We start from the raw sequence: 23040 nt of genomic DNA, 5'->3' as shown, positions 1-23040 counted from the left end.
ACTCTTCAAAACATTTTTATAATTCATAAAGGGGCAAATAATGAATAATAGTTTCGATACCCAACATCAGCTCACAATAAATGGTGAGCAATATCATATTCATTCTCTAAAAGGACTTGGCGACAAAGCGAAACGATTGCCCTTTTCCTTAAAAGTACTACTTGAAAACCTTCTTCGTAACGAAGATGGCGTAAATATAAAAGAACAAGACATTCAAGCCCTTCTTAATTGGGATCCTCAAGCAAAGCCTGCATCTGAAGTTGCCTTTACCCCCGCCCGTGTTGTTATGCAAGATTTTACCGGCGTACCCGCTATTGTAGATTTAGCCGCGATGCGTGACGCAATGGAAAAGCTAGGTGGAGATCCTGCAAAAATAAACCCGTTATCGCCTGCTGAACTTGTGATTGACCATTCGGTACAAGTAGATGGCTACGGAAATGATGGTGCATTTGATTTAAATGCAAAACTTGAGTACGACCGAAATAAAGAACGTTATGAATTTTTACGTTGGGGACAAACCGCTTTTGATAATTTAAAAGTAGTGCCACCAGCAACCGGTATTGTTCACCAAGTAAACCTAGAATACTTAGCGCGCGTTGTTTTTAATGAAGAGCGCGACGGCAAAAAATTCGCTTACCCAGATACGCTTGTAGGGACTGACTCTCACACCACCATGATTAATGGCTTAGGCGTGCTTGGTTGGGGTGTAGGCGGCATTGAAGCTGAAGCAGCCATGCTTGGTCAGCCAATTAGCTTACTCATTCCACAAGTAGTAGGTATGAAGCTAAGCGGACGTTTACCTGAAGGTACTACCGCAACCGATTTAGTGTTAACAGTAACCGAAATACTGCGTAATCATGGGGTAGTGGGTAAATTTGTAGAATTTTATGGTGACGGCCTTGCCGACCTACCACTTGCCGATAGAGCAACCATAGCCAATATGGCACCAGAATACGGCGCTACGTGTGGTATTTTCCCAATTGATGATGAGACCATTAACTACCTTCGCTTAACAAACCGCGACGAAAAACACTTAAAAGTAATTGAAGATTACGCTAAGCATCAAGGCTTATGGCGTAACGATGGCGACGAAGCTAATTATACCGATACACTTGAGCTTAAATTAGATGACGTTGTACCAAGCCTTGCAGGCCCTAAACGCCCACAAGATAGAATTGCCTTAAACGAAGCTGGCAAAGTTATTGGCGATCATTTAAAAGGCTTCCAAGACGAACGTATGGCTCGTCGCGATAAAAGCGATGAAGAACAAGCTCGTATTGAGAGTGAAGGGCCGACAACAAATCCAGATGAGCCAGTTAACGAAGCGCAGTTTATGGGTGCCGCTAAGGTTAAATTTAAAGGCCAAGAGTTTGAGCTAAACGATGGCGCTTGTGTTATTGCCGCAATTACCAGCTGTACCAACACCTCTAATCCAAGTGTTATTTTAGCTGCTGGTTTGGTTGCTAAAAAAGCGAAACAGTTAGGCATTAATGTAAAACCTTGGGTTAAAACATCACTTGCTCCAGGCTCAAAAGTAGTTACCGACTACCTAGAAAAAGCAGGCCTGATGGATGACCTAGAAAGCCTAGGCTTTAACTTAGTTGGCTACGGCTGTACTACGTGTATTGGTAATTCAGGGCCACTTGCAACTGAAATATCAGACGCGATTCAAAAACATAAATTAGTAGTGAGCTCTATTTTATCGGGTAACCGTAACTTTGAAGGGCGTATTCACCAAGATGTTAAAATGAACTTTTTAGCCTCTCCTCCGCTTGTCGTAGCTTATGCCATTGCAGGTAGAACCGATATTGACGTATACAACGAACCCCTTGCTCAAGATGCTAACGGTAACGATATTTACCTTAAAAACATTTGGCCAAGCGTTAAAGAAGTAAGTGACTTAGTTAAAGAAACCGTAACTAAAGAAATGTTTGAAAAAAGCTACGCTAACGTTTACGAAGGCGATAGCCGTTGGCAGCAAATTAAAATACCGGATGGCAAACTTTACGATTGGGATGATGCATCTACCTACATTAAAAAAGCACCCTTTTTTGATGGTATGAAAGTAGAACCACCGGGCATTCCTTCTATTGAAGGTGCACGTTGTTTAGCTAAACTTGGGGATTCAGTAACAACTGACCATATTTCTCCAGCGGGTGCTATTAAAGCAGAAGCGCCAGCAGGTTTGTACTTGCAAGAGAAAGGTGTAGAAAAGTCGCAATTTAACTCGTATGGCTCACGCCGTGGTAATCACGAAGTAATGATGCGCGGCACGTTTGCCAATGTACGTCTTAAAAATTTACTTGCCCCGGGTACTGAGGGCGGTGTAACACGTACACAACCAGAAAACGATTTAGCAAGCATTTACGATGCAGCTATGGAGTACCAAAAAAACAATACGCCACTCATTATTTTAGCGGGTAAGGAATACGGTACGGGTTCATCTCGTGACTGGGCGGCCAAAGGCTCACTTTTACTAGGCGTTAAAGCGGTTGTAGCACAAAGCTACGAACGTATTCATCGCTCTAACTTAATTGGTATGGGTGTATTACCGCTGCAATTTAAAGAAGGTGAAAGCTACGAGTCACACGGGTTAACAGGGCAAGAACAATTTGATATTGATGGCCTGTACGATAAAACCGATGAAGTTACCGTTATTGCCACAAATGCCGAAGGTAAAAAAGTAACCTTGAGTGCAGACGTACGTATTGATACCCCTAAAGAGTGGGATTACTACAAACACGGCGGCATTTTACAATATGTACTGCGTAATATGCTCGACTAATAAAAACAGTAGTTAATACATTTAAAAGCCCAGTTTAGTAATAAGCTGGGCTTTTTTATGTGTGCTGTTTGTTGTCTTAAATCAATGCTAAGCATTTAAAGCATGCCTACTGAGGTAACTATGTCGCAAACAATGATAATTAGGCTGCTTAAAACATCAATAATGCTTGGGTTGTGCCTTATCGTGACTGGCCATACTTTAATTGTGTCGAACTACTTTACTGTCGAGCATGGTATTAAAGGAATAATTACAGCGACGGCATGCATTGCTGTAGGCGTGCTGCTGTCGCTTCCCACTAAAATATATTTAACAGTATTATTGATGGAAGCCGAAAAACGTTATTTAAAAAACCATAAAAGCACTCACTCTAAATAATTAAAGTGCACTTAAATTATTAATTTCTTTATTACGTTTTTCTAGTTTGTCTTTTACATTTTCGGCGTCATTAAATAGCTTTTTAACCGAATCTGGGTTCAAAATACTGATCCCCTCTGGTGCAGCCGATATTGTGTTTGGAGTTGAAGAGGTATTTAAAATAGACGTGTCTTCTGCAGCAATAACTGTAATATCTTTAGGATCGAGTTTTACTTCAATACTTTTTACATGCGGGTTAGGTGTATCAGAAAAGTGCCATTGGCCTGTTTCGTCTTGCCACTTAAAAATTTTACCACTTGAGGTAGCATTTGCAGCAATTGGTTCATCAGAAATACTGCTCGCAATTTTATCGCCAGCTTGCTGAACGCCCTGCACTGCTTGGTCCAAAGTACTGCTAGATAGCGCGACCATTCTTTCTTTAATTTGCTGAGATTCACTGCTAATTGATGATGCAGAAAGCCATGTTTGACCATCGGGCTTTTTTAAATAAAACAAAGAGATGACTGCAATAGCCATAATTGATATAGCTAAGTAGGTAAAGTATTTCATAGCGTTCCTGCTTTAATTAATCCTTTAATGCTTTGAGTCTAATAAAAAATACTTAATTAGGCAATTTTTTGTACCCGAATAAAAGAAAATAAAAACGCAGCCGAAGCTGCGTTTTTATTTGCGATTTAACTACATCGTAGTGACGTTAAATACCGTCACCATCCATGTGCAGTCCGCACTCTCGGTTTAAACCAAAAAAGCGAGTTTCTTCCTCTGTCATTCCTGGTTCTAACTTACGTGTTGTATGTACGTCACCCATCGACACATAACCTTGTTCCCATAATGGGTGATAAGGTAAATCATGCTTAGTCAGGTACTGATACACGTCGCGGTTAGACCATTCAATAATCGGGTACACTTTAACGGTACCACGGCTTATTTCTACAAACTGTTTATCAGCACGTGTAGATGATTGATCGCGACGCAAACCACTAAACCACGTGCCCGCTTCGATCTCTTTAAGTGCGCGGGACATCGGCTCAACTTTATTAAGCTGGTTATATTGCTTAATGCCGTCCTCGCCTTGCTCCCACAACTTGCCAAACTTAGCTTCTTGCCATGCTGGGCTTAGCTGCGCTCTATACACCTTTAAGTTAAGTGATAAACGCTCACTCATTTGTTCAATAAACTGATACGTTTCAGGAAATAAATAGCCTGTATCGGTTAATACAACGGGAATATCTGGACGTTGTGAGGTCATTAAATGCAGCATTACTGCCGCTTGAATACCAAAGCTAGATGATAAAAAAGCCGTATTAGGCAAGTTATCAAGCGCCCATGCAACACGCTGTTCTGCGCTCATATTCGCTAGCAAACCATTAGCATCAGCTAACATAGCCGCTTGGCTTTGTTTATCTAGCTGTAAAATGTTTTTAAATTCACTCATGGTAAATTCCAAACCTCACCAGCGCTTTGGCGCTGGTATTTAATTAAGCGTGAAAATCGGTTACTGATACTTTTACTTCAGCAACTATGCCTTTGCGTATAACAAAGTCACCAAAACACTCACCATCGTTACGCTCTTTTGCCCATTGCCCAATGAGCTTATCGAATGCTTCTAGGTAAACGTCTTCGCCTACGTTCTCAAGGTACAATTTAGGAATACGTGTACCTTCTAAATTACCACCTAGGTAAACGTTGTACTTACCTGGGCCTTTACCCACTAAACCAGCTTCTGCAAGCATTGCGCGGCCACAACCGTTAGGGCAACCTACAACGCGCATAATAATGCTGTCATCTGGTATACCGTGCTTGGCAAGTAATGCTTCAGTTTTTTCTACTAGGCTTGGTAAGTAACGCTCTGCTTCGGCCATTGCAAGTGGGCACGTTGGCAGTGAAACACACGCCATAGAATTTTTACGCTGCTGCGAATCTTTGTCGTCAATCAGGCCATGGCTACGTGCAATCTCTTCAATCACGGCTTTTTGATCTGCAGGTACGCCAGCAATAATTAAGTTTTGGTTTGCCGTCATACGCATGTCACCTTGGTGAACTTCTGCGATTTTACGACAACCTGTTTTAAGCGGCTTGCCTGGGTAGTCTAAAATACGACCACTTTGAATAAATAGCGTTAAGTGGTGCTTACCATCAATGCCTTCAACCCAACCAATGCGATCGCCACGATGAGTAAACTCAAACGGACGGCTTGGTGCAAACGTAACGCCTGAGCGCTTTTCAACTTCTGCTTTAAATACATCAACGCCAACACGGTCTAATGTGTATTTAGTTTTTGCATTTTTACGGTTTGAACGATTACCCCAATCGCGCTGCACAGATACAACATGCTCTGCAATTTTTAAGGTATCTTCGAGCGTAATAAAGCCAAAGTCATCAGCCTTACGCGGATAAGTTGCTGTATCGCCGTGAGTCATGGCAAGGCCACCACCAACAAGCACGTTAAAGCCAACAAGCTTTCCGTTATCAGCAATTGCCACAAAGTTTAAGTCATTCGCATGCACATCAACTTCGTTATTAGGCGGAATGGTTACCGTTGTTTTAAATTTACGCGGTAAGTAGTTAGATCCTAAAATTGGCTCTTCTGTGGTTTCTGCCTTTTCGCCATTTAGCCAAATTTCAGCATACGCTTTCGTTTTTGGTAATAAATGTTCAGAAATTTTTGCAGCCCAGTCGTAAGCTTCTTGGTGTAACTCAGACTCAACTGGGTTAGTAGTACAAAGCACGTTACGGTTAACATCGCCCGCAGTTGCAATAGAGTCTATACCTACGCTGTTAAGCATTTGGTGCATGCCTTTAATATTCGGCTTTAATACACCATGAAACTGAAACGTTTGACGCGTAGTTAGACGAATGCTGCCGTAGCTTGTTTTTTCATCAGCAAACTTATCAATTGCTAACCACTGCTCTGGCTTAATAATACCGCCAGGCATACGTGCACGTAACATTACATTATGTAGCGGCTCTAGCTTTTGCTTAGCACGCTCACCACGTATATCGCGGTCATCTTGTTGGTACATGCCATGAAAACGTATTAACTGAAAGTTATCGGCAGTAAAACCACCGGTAATTTCGTCTTTTAAATCTTGCTCTATGGTGCCACGTAAAAAGTTACTTTCTCTTTTCAAACGTTCGTTATCAGAAAGTTTTACGTTTTTATCTTGTTCGCTCATTTTAAATCCTAAATTTGTTACAGTGACGGCTGCTAGCTGTTAAATAAAATAAGAAACGTGATTAATACACGTCTTTCTGATAGCGGTTTGCGCTACGCAAATCTTTTAAATATTGCTCTGCGTCTTCATTGCTCTTGCCTGTGTTTTCTTTAACGATATCAACCAAGGCGTTGTGTACATCTTTTGCCATGCGATTTGCATCGCCACAAATATAAAAGTGAGCGCCGGCTTCTAACCACTCAAACACGTCTTTACTGTTACTGCGTAATTTGTCTTGTACGTATACTTTTTCTGCTTGGTCACGGCTAAATGCAACATCTACTTTGTTAAGTAAACCCGATTTTAAATAACCCTGTATTTCTACTTGGTATAAAAAGTCTTGAGTGAAATGTGGGTTACCAAAGAACAACCAGTTTTTGCCTTGCGCTTCACGCGAATCACGCTCTTGTAAAAATGCACGGAACGGCGCAATACCCGTACCAGGGCCAACCATAATCACCGGTGTATCATCGTTAGTTGGTAGGCGGAAATTGTCGTTGTGTTCGCTAAATACTTTAACTTTACAACCTTCTTCTGCACGACGAGTTAAGTAACCAGTACAACCACCTAAATGCTCGCTATCAAATGCATCAAACTGCACTAGACCTAGTGTTAAATGTACTTCGTCTTCAACCTCAGCTTGGCTAGATGCAATTGAGTACAAACGAGCTTGTAGTTTACGTAGGCAATCTACTAATGTTTGCGCATCAATTTTTGCTGGGTTTTGGCGAATTACATCAAATATTTGGCGAGGTTCAATATACGCACGCATTGCCGCTTTATCTTCTACAAGCTTTAATAATTCAGGCGTACCTGTTGCTGTTGCGTATTTTTCTACAAAACCTGGGTACGACTGAGTCAACTCTAGTTTTTCAATAAGTGCATCGCGTACGCTTAGCTCTTCATCACCTACTTTTACAATGCTTGTTGCATCTATTTGAGTAAGTGTAAGTACTTCATCAACTAATACATCGTCATTTAAAAAGTACACACCTAATGAATCACCTGGCGTGTAAGTAATGTCAGAACCTTCAAGCGAAATTTCAACGTGACGTACATCTTTAGTCGAGTCGCGACCGGTAATTTTTTGAACAGTTAATAGCTCTGCTTCAAATGGATTTTGTTTTGTATATTGGCTTGCTGCAGAGGTAGGAGCGCCAAATGGCATTGATACAACTTGACCACCAGCGGCTTCTTGCTGCGCTTTTAAATCAGGTTCAAATGCATCAACTGCACCGGCGATCCACGTAGCGGCTTCATCTTCGTAATCTACATCTAAATCAGCACGTTGATAGATAGTTTGTGCACCGAGTTTATTTAAACGCTCTTCAAAATCTTTTGCTGTCTGGCAGAAAAACTCATAGCTAGAATCACCTAAGCCAATAACCGCTATTTTCACATCGTCTAGTTTTGGCGCTTTTTTAGTGGCTAAAAATTCGTGGAGTGTTTCTGCGTCTTCTGGTGGCTCACCTTCGCCGTAAGTAGATACAACGATAGTTAAAAACTTTTCTTTTTTCAGGGCTGTTGGTTTGTAATCTGACATGCTAACAAGCTTAACTGCTAAGCCTCGCGACTCAGCCTGCTCTTTCATTTTGGTAGCTACACCTTTTGCGTTACCTGTTTGCGAACCATATAAAATAGTTAGCGCTGCTGCATCACCCGCAGCCGGTACGCCTGCCGTAGGAGCACCTAACGCAGCTGAATTAGCATTTGCAGCTAAGTAACCACTTACCCACGCTTGTTGAATTGGATTAAGTTCAGCCACTAAACCTTGCAGCTTTTGTACTTGATCTTGCGATAGCGGGCTTGCCGCAGCATTTAGTTGACCTAACAACATGAATCGATTCCCCATAACCCTGAAAATTAAACACAACACACTTTGTGTATTGTTAAAAATGAGTTTTACCTCATCCAGAGCGTATCTGTTGAGGTTTTCTAAGTTAGTAGGATAACGGGCTCAGCATAGATAAAAAAAGAATAGAATCTGCTTTGATATTCCATTTAGTTATTAATTTATAAAAATACCTTCAAAAACAGATTAAAGACTTATTATTGCTTTTTACTGCACTTTAAGTTAACAATTTTGTAACCTAACTAATGTAGGGTATATTCTTCATTCAAAATAAAAATAGGAACAACTATGTTACACGGGAAATATAAAAATAAACTACTTAGTACCGCTTTGTTACTTGGCTCATTACCTGTAATGGCCAATGTAGCTAATGGCGGATTTGAACAATGGTCAGGTAATACACCTAGCTCTTGGAGCACTATTGATAGCGGAATCAGCTTAACGCGCTCAACTAGTACAGTTAAAAGCGGTAGTAGCTCTGCTGCTGTCAATGTAACAACAGGATCGCAAAGTAACACTGATTTACTACAACAGGTTGCTGTAGAAGCGGGTAAAACCTATAACTTTTCGGCTGATGTTTACCACACCGAAGGTAAAATTAAAGCGCGCTTATATGTAGATGGCTATCAAGGCTATTCAAATCAAGCACAAACTAACCAATGGCAAACAATTAGCCATAGCTATACAGCAAGCAGTGATAAAACAATTAGTATTGGGCTTAGGTTTTACGATGTAATTGGATTTGATGGCAGCGAAACCGTATACGTAGATAACTTTTTACCAAATACTGATGGCAACGCATCAACAAGTTGCACCGACAATAGCCTTACCTTAACGCTTAACACCGATAATTACGGTAGCGAAACTAGCTGGGCCGTTAATAACAATCAAGGTAGCGCTGTTGCTAACGGCAGTGGTTACGCATCAAACACTCAGTATGATGAGCAAATATGCCTAACTGATGGTACTTACACACTTGTTATTAGCGACAGCTACGGCGATGGCATGTGTTGTTCAACAGGTAGTGGCAGTTATGCGCTTAAGCAAGGCTCTACCGCACTTGCTAGCGGTGCAAGTTTTAATAATACAGACAGCACGGCATTTACTTTAGGTAGTGGCTCTGGTGATGGCGGCGGGACCAACCCAACACCCACTGGCTACTATGTTACTGCTCAAGGGTTATCAGGTTATGCACTAAAAACTGAGCTTTATAATATTATTAAAGATCATAATGCACAGGGTTACTCGGCTATTTGGAATTTTTACGACTCATCTGCACGTGATAAATACTTTGAAAACGATAACAGCATTTTAGATATGTATAGCGAGAAACCAAACGGCTCAGATAGCTACAATTATACTGCGGTGAGTGACCAATGTGGTAACTATAGTGGAGAAGGCGGCTGTTACAACCGTGAGCATTCATTTCCTAAAAGCTGGTTTGGCGGCACTATTGAGCCAATGAACTCAGATGTGCATCATATTTACGCAACCGACGGTTATGTAAACTCAAAACGTAGTAACTTCCCATTTGGTGAAGTAGCAAGCGCTTCATTTACATCAAGCAACGGAAGTAAATTAGGCTCTGCCGCAAGTTCATTAAATTACTCAGGTACTGTATTTGAGCCAATTGACGAATTTAAAGGTGACTTTGCTCGCGCTTATTTTTACATGGCAACGCGCTACGAAAATGTAATAGGCACTTGGCAAACCAAAACGACCTCAAGTAATGCAGTGCTTAATGGTTCAAGCAACCAAGTATTCGAGAACTGGGTTGTAGCCATGCTGCTTAACTGGCATAACAGCGATCCTGTAAGCCAAATGGAACTTGACCGTAACCAAGCAGCCTTTGAATTTCAAGGTAATCGTAACCCGTATATCGACCATCCTGAATTTGTAGAAATGATTTGGTAAAAGTTAGCAGTTAAAACATAAGCCTTTGCAATTGCAGAGGCTTTTAACCTTTAGTGTGTAATATTTTTTAAAAATATGATGATTTAAGCTAATTATAAGAAACAGTTGCGATAAGTGACTTTTCAGCTCTGTTTTTCATCAACGTTAAAAGTGAATGATGAAAATCTTGAAATATCACCTCTCCCCATATTCGTGAATAAATACCAAAATTTGTATTGTCTTGCACGGTCGTTTTTAACGTTAAAATTGTATTGCCGCTTTTATCTTCACTTAGCTGATAACCACCGTAAAGTGGAGAAAAGTATTCACCGCCAAGTTTTACGTGTTTATCGAGTGCGTCATCGGGAATAGCATCTGGGTCTATGTCAAATCTATAAAGCATCTGTTTATTTGGTTGCCAGTCCGTAATAACTTCTTTAAATATAACCCCTTTTTGCCAAGTACTTGTGCGAACAGCGCCTATACCGCTTGCATTCATACTTGCCTTTAATGGCTTTGGTACACCAATTAATTGAGTGAGTGAAAAAGGCACTTCCTGTGGTTTTATATCACTCACATTAGCTAACTGTTGCCACACAACATTGATGGGCGCGTTAATAGTTATTGAATTTGTTACTTCGTATGTTTTTGATAAATTTAAAAAATTAACTTCAATAGGTGAGAGCAATATAGGTAACAACGCGATTGATAATAAAGAACTATTCGCTTTTTTTATTTCACGCTTTCTAACAAAACCCGCAAGTAATCCACCAATGCTGGCAAAAAACATAAAAGCAGGCAAAGCCATAGCCACACAAATACTGCCTTCAAGTAAAGTAATTACACTTACAAATAAAAAAACAAAAATAGGCTGCCAAGCAATCGTGACCATTTGCCTTTTAGTTAAGGTTTTTGAGCTCTTAAATTCAAAGTGAACACGAATATAACCAATTGCAACGGGCACTAAAAACATAAATGATATAGAGACTAGGCTACTTAAATTATAAGTATCAAGTAGCTCTATAAACAGCCGCATAAATATGCCGTAAAGCGTACCAAGTAAAATACCAATTGATTTAGGGGAGTTGAGTTGCATGTCTATTCTTTATTGTTATTAACAATCAGAAAGTAACAGAAGTATTATTCCACCACAAATAAAACAATATTAACGGCTCCTGCAAGCAAATAGCTTGAAATAAAACGGCTTTCACAGCCACTAAGACTAAAGGATAATAACCTGCCATTAACACTATTTCCCGCTATAAACAGTGATCAAATTCTTTAAAAAATAAAAACAAGCCATTGATTTATATTAATTTTAAATCATTTCGTGTAGTTTTATAATTTTAACATAAAGCTGATTGTCAGATTAACTGTATTAAAAACAACCATGCACGACCTTTTGCCTATACATCCCAGCCTAAGAGCTGATTTACCCTGCATGTTCAATATTCATTTGCTTTAACAAAAGCCGTATTTATTTGATTAAGCAACAATGTTGCAGGAGAACGCATGCAAACTACCCCACCCGGTGATACACCATCAAACACGCACAAGGATGCTCAAAGCTACGAGCAGCTTCACAAGCCGAGTTCAGAGTTTAATACTCGCGACGAGTATCTCGAACATGAATTACAAATTATGCAGCCTAAGCGCTGGCGTCCTAATTTACCATTTAGAGATTACCGATTTGAATTTGAAGACACCATTCCAGCAATGGCGGGCACTATTGGTAAAGTCGTTATGGTGGGTGCTATTGCGGCAACATTTGCAGCGCCTCTTGGATTAAGCGATGCCTTTGTTTTAGAAAACGTGCGCTACGAATTACTCATTGTTTCTATTTTTATCATCTTATTCTCAGGCTTTATTTTACCAACAGCTAACTTGGCTGGTACTCATGGCCCGCTTATTCCGTTAATTCCTATTGTTGTTGCTGCTGGCGGTCACCCTATGGCGTTTGGCTTACTCATTGGTGCCTTTGGTTTTATTTTGGCCATAACCAAAGGAGGAAGTATGCTCGCGCGCCTAACCAGTAAAGGTGTATGTGGCGGGCTACTCATTTATTTAGGTTTTATTGGTACTATTTCGCAGGTTAAAAAGCTGTTTGCCTGGGCTGAGGCCATTGATATGGCGCATATTGCGTTTATTGTTATTTTAGCCACCATTTTATTGTATGCACTGTTAGAGCACTTTAAAAAGCGTTGGTTAGCCGTGCCGTTAAGCTGCCTTATTGGTGGTGTGGTTGCCTTTGCTCTAGGTGCACCGTTTGAGTTTCATACTGCTCCCGGTTTACCAAATATGAACCCCGCTTACTGGTGGGGCGAAAACACGGGTTGGATGCTTGGCCTGCCAACGCTTGAAAGCTTTGTGGTTGTACTCCCATTTGCAGTGCTCGCCGTTGCTATGTGGTCACCTGATTTTTTAGGTCATCAAGTATTTCAAAAAATAAGCTATCCGCAACGTACTGAAAAAGTACAAATGAATATCGACGACACCATGCTGAGCGCATCGGTTAGACAAACATTTGGCTCACTTGCTGGTGGTGCTAACTTTACCTCATCGTGGGGAACCTACATTGTACCTGCTGCTATTGCTAAACGCCCTATTCCGGCTGGCGCCATTTTAACAGCCGTATTTTGTATTATTGCTGGTTTATGGGGTTACCCAATGGATTTAGCCATTTGGCAACCTGTGCTTTGTGTAGCGCTTATTGTAGGAGTGTTTATTCCGCTACTTGAAGCTGGCATGGAAATGACGCGCGAAGGCAAAACAACGCAATCAGCCGCTATTGTGGTGTTTGCCTCAACCTTGGTTAACCCGGCTTTTGGTTGGTCGCTTACTATGTTACTTGATAACTTAGGGCTTATTGGCTGTAAAGAACGTAGCGCTGAGCTAACTAAGATGAGCCGCTGGGTGATTCCACTTATTATGTTTGTGCTACTTACCACTGTAATGGCAATTGTAGGCATGTTACCTGGTATACCTGCGTTAATGGCTGACTTTAGACATTAAGCCTTAGGTACTGAACCTAATATTTACCCACAAAAAAGCACGGCAATTGCCGTGCTTTTCAATACGTGATTTTACTATATACAGATTAAACAATTACTGCCAAGGGCGCTTAGCTGCTAGTTGTTTTTCAAACGCATCAATCTGTGGGTTTAGTGTTTCGGTTACACCAATAAAATCTAAGCCACTTAATAGGCGCTCTTTTACGTCTTTACGAATATCAAAACTAATTGGCGCAAACTTACTGCTTGTTAATGTTTGATTTTCAAGGTCGATTTCAATGTTAATATCGTCGTGCTGCTCGCTAAGTACAAACAATTGCTCAAGCGTGTCGGCAGGTAACGCAATGGCTAACATTTGGTTATTACCACAGTTATTAAAGAAAATATCTGCAAAGCTTTCAGCTAAAATAACTTCAAAACCATATTGTTTAAGCGCCCAAGGAGCATGCTCACGAGATGAGCCACAACCAAAGTTGTCGCGCGTTAATAATATTTGCGCGCCTTGGTAGCATGGGCGATTTAAAATAAAGTCAGGGTTTGGCTCACCGTTATCTAGGTAACGCCAATCATAAAACAAGGCAGCATCAAAACCTTCGCGGCTAGTTGATGTTAAAAACTGCTTAGGAATAATTTGGTCAGTATCTACATTGTTTTTATCAAGTGGAGCCATTAAGCCACTAAAAAATACGCTCATTATGCTTCTCCTCTAATATCAACAAAGTGACCATGTATTGCAGCGGCTGCCGCCATTGCAGGACTAACTAAATGGGTACGCCCGCCACGACCTTGGCGACCTTCAAAATTACGATTAGAAGTAGATGCACAACGCTTGCCTGCTTCTAGGCGGTCATCGTTCATCGCTAAACACATAGAACAACCTGGTTCGCGCCATTCAAAGCCTGCGGCTTTAAAAATATCGGCTAAGCCTTCGTCTTCAGCTTGTTTTTTAACTAAGCCAGAGCCCGGTACAATTAACGCCTCTATGCCGGCTACAACTTGCTTGCCTTCAACAATTTTTGCAGCTGCGCGTAAGTCTTCAATACGGCTATTAGTACATGAGCCAATAAATACCGTGTCTACTTTTGCGCTTGATAATTTATCGCCCGCTTTTAAGCCCATGTATTTAAGTGCGCTGCGAATGGCATCGGCTTTAATTAAATCTGGCTCTTTATCTGGATCGGGTATGCACTCATCAACACCAATTACTTGCTCTGGGCTTGTGCCCCAGGTAATTTGTGGCTGAATGTCGTCAGCATTTAGCTCAACAACTAAATCAAAGTGTGCGCCTTCGTCTGTTTTTAAGGTTTCCCAATATTCAACGGCTGCATCAAAATCTGCGCCTTTAGGTGCAAACGGACGACCTTTTAAATAATCATAAGTAATTTGGTCAGATGCAATTAAACCCGCTTTTGCACCCATTTCTATGCTCATATTACATAGCGTCATACGGGCTTCCATTGAAAGCGCTTCAATGCCTGCACCACAAAACTCTGCTACATAGCCTGTGCCACCAGCAGTACCTAACTTGCCAATTACCGCCATAATTAAATCTTTAGCCGTAACTGTTGGACGCAATACACCGTTAATTTGAATTTTTAACGATTTCGCCTTTTTTTGCTGTAGCGTTTGCGTTGCTAATACGTGCTCAACCTCAGACGTACCAATACCATGCGCTAATGCGCCAAACGCACCATGCGTAGAAGTATGGCTATCGCCACATACAATGGTTGTGCCTGGCAAAGTAATACCTTGCTCTGGGCCCATTACGTGCACAATGCCTTGGTTAATTGAGTTTAAATCGTAAAGTACAATACCAAACTCTTTACAGTTTTTATCAAGCGCCATTAATTGATTTTTAGATACTTCGCTTGCGGCATCAAGTGATCGGCTCTTAGTCGATACGTTATGATCCATCGTTGCAAAGGTTTTTTCTGGGCAACGTACAGTACGGTTTTTTTCACGCAGACCTGCAAAAGCCTGCGGAGAAGTAACTTCATGCACTAAATGGCGGTCAATATAAAGTAAGTCAGTTTGCTCATTTATGCTGGCAACGGTATGTGCTTGCCAAATTTTGTCGTATAACGTTTGGGCCACTTGCTAATTCCCTAATCTGTTTGAGTTGCAGCATAACGGTGCTGCAACTTTAATATGTTATTAAATGCGTGAAACGATAGCGGCTGCCACATCGCTTGTGCTGTAACCTGCATTTGGATATATATCTGGTGTGCCAACGCCTGCTTCTACGGCTTCTGCTACTGCTTTTTCAATCGTGCGAGCAGCTTCGTCTTGCCCTAGCGAGTAACGTAGCATTAATGCGGCACTTAAAATTTGTGCTATTGGGTTTGCAACGCCTTTACCTGCAATATCTGGTGCTGAACCGCCTGCTGGCTCGTACAATCCAAAACCCGATTGATTCAAGCTTGCCGAAGGTAATAAGCCCATTGAGCCTGTGATCATCGCGCACTCATCTGACAAAATATCGCCAAATAAGTTATCGCAAAGTAGTACGTCAAATTGGCTAGGCTGTTTAACTAACTGCATAGCGGCGTTATCTACGTAAATGTAATCTAGGCTTACTTCTGGGTAGTCTTTGCTTACTTCGGTGACTACTTCGCGCCATAATACGCTTGATGCAAGTACGTTTGCTTTATCAACAGAGGTAACATGGTTACTACGTAGTTTTGCAGCTTCAAAAGCAAAACGAGCAATACGTTCAATTTCTTTACGCGAGTATGTTTGCGTATCAAAAGCAGCTTCTTCAGCGCCTTCGCCGCTACGGCCTTTTTCGCCAAAATAAATGCCGCCGGTTAGCTCGCGCACACATAAAATATCAAAACCTTTTTCGCTAATATCAGCGCGAAGTGGTGACGCTGCACTTAATGCAGGTAATAACTGTGCAGGGCGCAGGTTACAAAACAAACCAAAGTGCTTACGAAGCGGCAATAACGATGCGCGCTCAGGCTGCTCGTTTGGTGGTAGGTTTTCCCATTTAGGACCGCCTACCGAACCAAATAAAATAGCGTCAGCGTTTTCACACGCTGCAAGTGTGCTCTCTGGTAATGCTTTACCAAATTCATCAATTGCTGCGCCACCAATTGCATAATGCTCACGGTTCAGGGTAAAACCAAACTTATTGCTCACAGCATCAAGTACTTGTTCTGCTGCTGCCATCACTTCTGGACCAATACCGTCGCCAGCTAATACGGCAACGCTGTAGTTTGTTTTACTCATCCTGCTTTCCTTTGTTGTTTTAAATCAGACACTTTTTGTGCACGATAAATTAAGTTATAAACACGGATCATGGCGCGTACCGACGCTTCAACCACATCCGCTGCAATGCCCGCACCGTGGTAAGGTCGGCCATCGTATTTAGCTATAATATTTACTTGGCCTAATGAGCTTGCACCTTGACCTGTCGCTTCTAAGTTATATTCAATCATTTCAACGCTCATACCGGTTAAGCGCTCAATGGCTGCAAACGAAGCTTCAACTGGGCCATTACCTGTCGCGGCTTCTTGTTTAGCTTCGCCATCAATTCGCATTCCAATCGTAGAGCTTGCTACCGATTGTGAGTTAGAAGCTGAGTTAACAAATTCTAATTGGTATTTTTCGTCTTTGTCGTTAATTTGATTAAAGTAAATCATCGCCTCAAGGTCGTAATCGTATACTGTGCCTTTTTGGTCAGCCAACTCAATAAAGCTTTTATATAAGCCATCCATATCGTAATCAGATTTTTGATAGCCTAACTCTTCTAGGCGATGCTCAATAACATGACGACCCGAACGCGAAGTCATATTTAATTGGTTACTTGGCACACCCACGCTTTCTGGCGACATAATCTCATAAGTATTTTGCGCTTTTAATACACCGTCTTGGTGAATGCCAGAACTATGCGCAAAGGCGTTTTCGCCAACAATCGCTTTATTTGGTTGTACTGGCATATTACAAATTTTAGCCACTTGGCGAGATGCGCGGTAAATTTCTTCACTTTTAATATCTGTGTATACTTTTAAGTGGTCTTTGCGCATTTTCATGATCATTGCCACTTCTTCAAGCGAGCAGTTACCAGCCCGCTCACCAATGCCATTAATAGTACACTCAATTTGGCGTGCGCCGGCTTGCACTGCAGCCACCGAGTTTGCTACTGCTAAACCTAAATCGTTGTGGCAATGCACACTTAAGCGCGCTTTATCAATATTTGGCACATTATTCATTAAATGGCGGATCATCGCGGCGTACTCATCTGGCGTTACAAAACCAACGGTATCTGGCAAGTTAATAGTAGAGGCACCGGCGTTAATTGCCTGCTCAACAATTTTACATAAATCCCAATGCGGCGTACGACCAGCATCTTCACACGAAAATTCAACATCATCAGTATAGTTACGCGCCAATTTAATTGATTTAACAGCCATTGCCGTTGCATCGTCTAGGCTCATACGTAATTTATGTTCAAGGTGCAAAGGGCTTGTAGCAATAAAAGTATGAATACGGCTTTGTTGTGCTGTGCGAAGTGCTTCACCACAGGCTTCAATGTCTTTGGCAACAGAGCGTGCTAAACCACAAATAATCGGACCTTTTACCTCGGTTGCAATACGTTGCACCGAGCGAAAATCAGCAGGGCTCGAAACCGGAAAACCCACTTCCATCACATCCACATTCAAGCGGCTAATTGTATGCGCTAATTGAATTTTATCATCTTCAGTAAGGCTTGCTTTAAGCGCCTGTTCGCCATCACGTAAGGTGGTATCAAAAATCCATACTTTATCTTGCTCTTGCATAACTGCCCCTCATTCCTATGTTACCCAAATTTCAATTAATCCCAGCCGCGAGATAAAAAAAACCCCGCAATTGCGGGGTTTTTAGTGTTCAACTCGATGCAAACACACTAATCCCCGCTCACTGACCATAGCAGTAAGAGGTTAAGTTTTAGTGTAATTAAACGAATAATATGCATCTTGTTTTCTTGTGTGTGTGTTCAGTGAAGCCTATTTTTAACATTACAAAGCGACGGAAGCAAGCATAAAAATTCCACAAAACAGATTTAAAAACGATTCAATTGGGTTTTTTAATTCAACCAAGGCACCTATTAAGAATTAAAATAACAAATACATGACTAGTGACGCTTAAATTAATAAGCACTGCAATATACCGTGCTTATATTAACTTTTTACAATTTTTTTAAGCTATGCTTCTTTACTCGTTTCTCTTACGTAATGCCCGGCTCCACGAGTAATATAACGCAGCTGCCAAATAACGCGCTCAATCAATTCGTCGCGTTGCAATCCTTCTATATCGAGCGCTTCTGCACCCGCATTAAATACGAGCGTTACCATAGATTCCGCCTGAATATAGGCATGCATAGCATTACATTTAGTTTCACTTTCTAAATAATGAGCCAGCTCTAAAATAAAATGTTTTACCTCGCGCGCTACTGCGGCTCTAAATGCTTTAGAAGTCCCAGAACGTTCTCGCAGCAACAACCTAAATTGGTTACTTGAGTTATCAATAAACTCCATAAAAGTAACCACTGAGGTATTTATAACACTGCCGCCATCGTTAGCTATTCGTCTGCGTGCTTGGCGCATAAGTTGGCGAAGAGTTAAACCGGCTTCGTCTACCATGGTTAAACCTAGCTCATCCATGTCTTTAAAATGACGATAAAAAGAAGTTGGGGCAATACCAGCTTCTCGTGCTACTTCGCGTAAACTTAAATTCGAAAAACTATGATCAGCACTCAGCTGATTAAATGCCGCTTGAATTAACGCCTGTCGTGTTTTTTGTTTCTGTTGCGCTCTAACACCCGACATCAACAGCTCCCTGAATTATTTTATATGAATATTTAGTGATATTAGCTCAATTGTACAGTCTAATACTTGACGACAAGAGTTTGAAATACTATTTTAGCTTACAGTTGTACGCTGAGATTGAGAATTATGAATAAACCACCGATTATTTGGACAAACGTCCTATTTTTTAGCCTAACCTTTTTGGCGGCTGCCACACTTGTACCTTGGTACGCCATTAGCTACGGATTTACCAGCGCGCATTGGATTGCTTTTGTAGCCTGCATGTTTTATGCGGGCTTATCAATTACTGCCGGCTACCATCGATTATGGGCACATAAAACCTATAACGCACACCCTGCAGTTGAATTTATTTTTGCGCTTGGCGGTGCTTTTGCGCTGCAAAACAGTGCATTGCATTGGAGTAGCGATCACCGTATACATCACGGTCAAGTTGACGACCCAATAAAAGACCCTTACGCGGCGACCAATGGTTTTTGGTATAGCCATATCGGATGGATGTTACGTGACTACCAAGGCGATAGCTACGGTGATTATAGTAATTGTCGTGATTTACAGCGCAATAAAATAGTTATGTGGCAACACAAACATTACTTAAAGCTTGTGATTGCTATGAACGTAGGCTTGCCTCTAGCACTTGGTTTATTGGTTGGTGATGTGTGGGGGATGTTAATTCTTGCTGGTTTACTACGCTTAGTAATGAGTCAACACTTTACCTTTTTTATAAACTCAGTTGCACATATTTGGGGCTCTCGCCCATACACCGAAAAAAATACGGCACGTGATAACGGCTTTTTAGCGTTATTTACATACGGTGAGGGGTATCACAACTTCCACCATATTTTTGCAAGCGACTACCGTAACGGTATTAAGTGGTTTCATTACGATCCAACAAAATGGATGATTCGCTCTTTAGCAGCTGTTGGTTTAGCCAATAAGTTAAAGCGTACTCCTGTTGAACGTATAGAAAAAGCGAAGGCCGAAACGCTCATGAGCAAAACGCAAACGCGTCTTGCAAAATTGCCTTTAGCACAAGATAAGATTACATTATTACAACAAGAGTACGATTTACTGCTGAAAAAACTGCAAAATTATTGTTCACTACAAAAACAAGTGTTAGAAGTTAAAAAAAATAACATGGCAAAGCAGTGTGAACGCTCAGCATTAATGGCACAATACCATGAGTTGGAAGCCGCCTGGGAAAATCAAAAACAGGCATGGCTAGCACTTAATGCGAGGTTATTAAAAGCCTCTTTTAATTAATTTAGGAGTGGCTGTGGCCAAACAACCAGAACAAAAAAAAGTACCCGTGACATACCAATATGATGCAATAATTATTGGCACGGGTCCTGGCGGTGAAGGTACCGCCATGAACCTTTCAAAAAACGATAAAAAAGTAGCGGTTATTGAACGCCAAGAATCAGTTGGTGGCGGTTGTGTACATTGGGGAACAATTCCTTCAAAAGCGCTTCGCCACTCTGTTAGCCGCTATATTGAATACAAAGCAAATCCGTTATTTAATGTTGGTGAGCGCCCTAGCCGCTTAACATTTCCTGATATTTTACGTCACGCAAGTTCTGTTATTTCTAAGCAATCTAATTTACGTAGTAGCTTTTACGATCGTAACCGCATTCATATGTTTCAAGGTGATGCGAGCTTTGTAGATAAGCACACAATTGAAGTAAAACGAAATGATGGTTCAACTGAGCGACTGACTGCTAAAACGATTGTTATTGCAACGGGTTCACGCCCTTATCGCCCACCAGAGGTAGATTTTACGCATTCTCGCATTTACGAAAGTGACACAATACTTGGCCTTGAGCATGACCCTCATCGTGTACTGATTTATGGTGCAGGTGTAATTGGTTGTGAGTACGCGTCAATATTTAAAGGTTTAGGCGCTAAAGTTGATTTGGTTAATACACGCGATCGACTACTTGCTTTTATGGATGCAGAAATATCTGACGCACTTAGCTATCACTTTTGGAATAGCGGTATTGTTATTCGCCATAACGAAGAGTTTGACCGAATTGAGACGCGTGACGACTGCGTTATAATGCATCTAAAATCAGGTAAACGCGTAAAAGCTGACTGTATTTTATTTGCTAATGGTCGTACTGGTAACACTGATACACTAAATCTTGAAGCCATTGGCTTAAAAGCCGATAGCCGTGGCCAATTAAAAGTTAACGAAACATACCAAACAGAAATTGATAACGTTTACGCTGTAGGTGATGTAATAGGCTACCCAAGCCTTGCAAGTGCTGCGTTTGACCAAGGTCGTATAGCTGCTGATGCAATTGCATGTGGTAACTGCGATGACAGGCTGATTGTTGATATTCCGGCTGGTATTTATACCATTCCAGAAATGAGCTCAGTAGGTAAAACCGAGCAAGAGCTTACAGCCGCTAAAGTACCGTATGAAGTAGGCCGTGCTCAGTTTAAGCATTTGGCTCGCGCGCAAATTGCTGGTACTGAAGTAGGTAGTTTAAAAATATTATTCCACACCGAAACCAAAGAAGTACTTGGCGTACATTGTTTTGGCGAACGTGCCTCTGAAATTGTTCACATTGGCCAAGCTATTATGGAACAAAAAAATGGTGGCAATAATATCGACTACTTTGTAAATACCACATTTAACTACCCAACCATGGCTGAAGCCTACCGTGTTGCGGCATTAAATGGCTTAAATCGCTTATTTAAATAAGTAGTTTTAAAAGCCTTTATAAATAGGTAACAAAAAACCCGCAACTTAGCGGGTTTTTTACTTTTAAACAGTTTTAAAGCTTGTTTTAGTGACTATTACTTATGGTACTTAGCACTTAGCTCATGTACTGCATTAATGAATACGCCAGCATTTTCAGGGTCTACATCTGGTGTAATACCGTGGCCTAAGTTAAACACGTGGCCATTGCCTGTACCAAAGTCTTCTAAAATAGTGCCTACTTCTTGGCGAATACGCTCTGGTGTACCGTGTAACATAGATGGGTCCATATTACCTTGTAGAGCTACTTTATCACCCACACGGCGCTTAGCGTCGCTAATATTAATAGTCCAATCAAGACCGATTGCATCACAGCCTGTTGCTGCAATAGCTTCAATCCATTGACCACCATTTTTAGTGAACAAAGTAACCGGTACTTTACGACCGTCGTACTCACGAATTAAGCCATCTACAATTTTATGCATGTATTGTAATGAAAATTCGTTGTAATCGCGCGGGCTTAATACACCGCCCCATGAGTCAAATACCATTAGCGATTGCGCGCCAGCTTTAATTTGAGCATTTAAGTAATCAATAACTGAATCAGCTAACTTATCGAGTAATAAATGAAGTGTTTGCGGCTCTGCAAACGCCATTTTTTTGATTTTACCAAATACTTTGCTGCTACCGCCTTCAACCATATACGTTGCTAGCGTCCAAGGTGAACCAGAAAAACCAATAAGCGGTACTTCGCCTTTAAGCTCACGACGAATAGTGCTTACTGCGTTCATTACGTAGCCAAGCTCGTCTGTAGGGTCTAACTTTGGAATTTTTTTAACATCAGCAAGAGATGAAATAGGACGTTCGAACTTAGGGCCTTCGCCAGTTTCAAAGTAAAGACCTAAACCCATCGCATCTGGAATCGTTAAAATATCACTAAATAATATAGCGGCATCTAACGGGTAGCGACGAAGTGGCTGCAGTGTTACTTCACATGCAAGCTCAGCATTACGGCACAGGCTCATAAAATCGCCCGCTTGTGCACGTGTAGCGCGATACTCTGGTAAATAGCGTCCTGCTTGGCGCATCATCCATACCGGAGTTACATCAACAGGTTGTTTTGCAAGTGCACGTAAATAACGGTCGTTTTTTAATTCGCTCATGGCGTAAATGATCCTAAGACTTGTATAAATTGTGCAAGATTGTACCACCATATTCTCCGACCCTCTATTGCTTAGGGACGAAAACAGCTTTACCTAGAGGTAGATCAATAGAATAGAGTTTTTTAATCCATTTTGACTATAAAATAAACAAAAATAAATAACATTTAAAACTTTTTATTAATATGTTTGCAACATTACAAAAACCTTGTTATTGTTTGTCCCGCGTTAACAAAAA

At 41.2% G+C, this 23040-nt stretch carries 17 protein-coding genes; 6 read left to right on the top strand and 11 right to left on the bottom strand.

Annotated elements, in window-relative coordinates:
• Nucleotides 1–40: 40 nt before the first annotated feature.
• Entirely contained in the window at nucleotides 41–2785 is a 2745-nt protein-coding gene (gene acnA / locus H5160_RS13360; protein ID WP_182737742.1) for an aconitate hydratase AcnA, read from the top strand.
• Nucleotides 2786–2905: 120 nt separating this feature from the next.
• The gene (locus tag H5160_RS13355; protein ID WP_182737770.1) at nucleotides 2906–3160 is read left to right on the top strand and encodes a hypothetical protein; all 255 of its coding nucleotides are present in this window, start codon (nucleotides 2906–2908) and stop codon (nucleotides 3158–3160) included.
• Here the strand turns inward: H5160_RS13355 and H5160_RS13350 are convergent, their stop codons facing one another.
• From H5160_RS13350 to H5160_RS13335, 4 genes are all read right to left on the bottom strand, one after another.
• Nucleotides 3161–3709, bottom strand: coding sequence for a DUF4124 domain-containing protein (locus H5160_RS13350; protein ID WP_182696276.1), 549 nt, complete (start codon nucleotides 3707–3709; stop codon nucleotides 3161–3163).
• 145 nt (nucleotides 3710–3854) lie between these two features.
• The gene (locus H5160_RS13345; RefSeq protein WP_182737741.1) at nucleotides 3855–4595 is read right to left on the bottom strand and encodes a phosphoadenylyl-sulfate reductase; all 741 of its coding nucleotides are present in this window, start codon (nucleotides 4593–4595) and stop codon (nucleotides 3855–3857) included.
• A gap of 43 nt (nucleotides 4596–4638) precedes the next feature.
• Complete coding sequence (gene cysI, locus H5160_RS13340) at nucleotides 4639–6336, bottom strand: assimilatory sulfite reductase (NADPH) hemoprotein subunit (RefSeq protein WP_002961104.1); 1698 nt, start codon at nucleotides 6334–6336, stop codon at nucleotides 4639–4641.
• 61 nt (nucleotides 6337–6397) lie between these two features.
• Nucleotides 6398–8212 (bottom strand): assimilatory sulfite reductase (NADPH) flavoprotein subunit, encoded by a 1815-nt coding sequence (locus H5160_RS13335; RefSeq protein WP_138489932.1) that lies wholly within the window; start codon nucleotides 8210–8212, stop codon nucleotides 6398–6400.
• A gap of 303 nt (nucleotides 8213–8515) precedes the next feature.
• On the opposite strand from H5160_RS13335, the gene H5160_RS13330 reads away from it, so the two are divergent.
• On the top strand, nucleotides 8516–10141 hold the full coding sequence (locus H5160_RS13330) for an endonuclease (protein WP_182737740.1): 1626 nt from the start codon (nucleotides 8516–8518) through the stop codon (nucleotides 10139–10141).
• Nucleotides 10142–10229: 88 nt separating this feature from the next.
• Here H5160_RS13330 and H5160_RS13325 read toward each other — a convergent pair whose 3' ends face one another.
• Nucleotides 10230–11216, bottom strand: coding sequence for a hypothetical protein (locus H5160_RS13325; RefSeq protein ID WP_182693232.1), 987 nt, complete (start codon nucleotides 11214–11216; stop codon nucleotides 10230–10232).
• Nucleotides 11217–11632: 416 nt separating this feature from the next.
• On the opposite strand from H5160_RS13325, the gene H5160_RS13320 reads away from it, so the two are divergent.
• Nucleotides 11633–13132, top strand: coding sequence for a DUF3360 family protein (locus H5160_RS13320; RefSeq protein ID WP_182737739.1), 1500 nt, complete (start codon nucleotides 11633–11635; stop codon nucleotides 13130–13132).
• A 93-nt stretch (nucleotides 13133–13225) separates the two neighbouring features.
• Here the strand turns inward: H5160_RS13320 and leuD are convergent, their stop codons facing one another.
• The 5 genes from leuD to fabR form a co-directional block, all read right to left on the bottom strand.
• A complete protein-coding gene (leuD, locus tag H5160_RS13315; protein ID WP_182733747.1) occupies nucleotides 13226–13825 on the bottom strand; it encodes a 3-isopropylmalate dehydratase small subunit in 600 nt (199 codons plus the stop codon).
• A complete protein-coding gene (gene leuC / locus H5160_RS13310; RefSeq protein ID WP_182682468.1) occupies nucleotides 13825–15225 on the bottom strand; it encodes a 3-isopropylmalate dehydratase large subunit in 1401 nt (466 codons plus the stop codon). The genes leuD and leuC overlap by 1 nt, the downstream gene beginning before the upstream one ends.
• 60 nt (nucleotides 15226–15285) lie before the next feature.
• Nucleotides 15286–16362 carry a 3-isopropylmalate dehydrogenase gene (gene leuB / locus H5160_RS13305; protein WP_002961092.1) on the bottom strand — a complete coding sequence of 359 codons (1077 nt, stop codon included), beginning with the start codon at nucleotides 16360–16362 and terminating at the stop codon, nucleotides 15286–15288.
• Complete coding sequence (gene leuA, locus H5160_RS13300; protein ID WP_002961090.1) at nucleotides 16359–17912, bottom strand: 2-isopropylmalate synthase; 1554 nt, start codon at nucleotides 17910–17912, stop codon at nucleotides 16359–16361. The genes leuB and leuA overlap by 4 nt, the downstream gene beginning before the upstream one ends.
• A gap of 405 nt (nucleotides 17913–18317) precedes the next feature.
• Nucleotides 18318–18941 (bottom strand): HTH-type transcriptional repressor FabR, encoded by a 624-nt coding sequence (gene fabR, locus H5160_RS13295; RefSeq protein WP_002961087.1) that lies wholly within the window; start codon nucleotides 18939–18941, stop codon nucleotides 18318–18320.
• A 126-nt stretch (nucleotides 18942–19067) separates the two neighbouring features.
• On the opposite strand from fabR, the gene H5160_RS13290 reads away from it, so the two are divergent.
• The gene (locus H5160_RS13290; RefSeq protein WP_182724777.1) at nucleotides 19068–20201 is read left to right on the top strand and encodes a fatty acid desaturase; all 1134 of its coding nucleotides are present in this window, start codon (nucleotides 19068–19070) and stop codon (nucleotides 20199–20201) included.
• A gap of 13 nt (nucleotides 20202–20214) precedes the next feature.
• Nucleotides 20215–21645, top strand: a complete 1431-nt coding sequence (gene sthA, locus H5160_RS13285) for a Si-specific NAD(P)(+) transhydrogenase (protein ID WP_007378904.1) — start codon at nucleotides 20215–20217, stop codon at nucleotides 21643–21645.
• 95 nt (nucleotides 21646–21740) lie between these two features.
• Here sthA and hemE read toward each other — a convergent pair whose 3' ends face one another.
• Nucleotides 21741–22805, bottom strand: coding sequence for a uroporphyrinogen decarboxylase (gene hemE, locus H5160_RS13280; protein ID WP_002961084.1), 1065 nt, complete (start codon nucleotides 22803–22805; stop codon nucleotides 21741–21743).
• Between the last annotated feature and the right edge of the window lie 235 nt (nucleotides 22806–23040).

Source organism: Pseudoalteromonas sp. SG43-4 (assembly GCF_014164325.1).
GTDB classification, from domain to species: domain Bacteria; phylum Pseudomonadota; class Gammaproteobacteria; order Enterobacterales; family Alteromonadaceae; genus Pseudoalteromonas; species Pseudoalteromonas distincta.
This window is presented reverse-complemented; position numbering and strand designations above follow the sequence as displayed.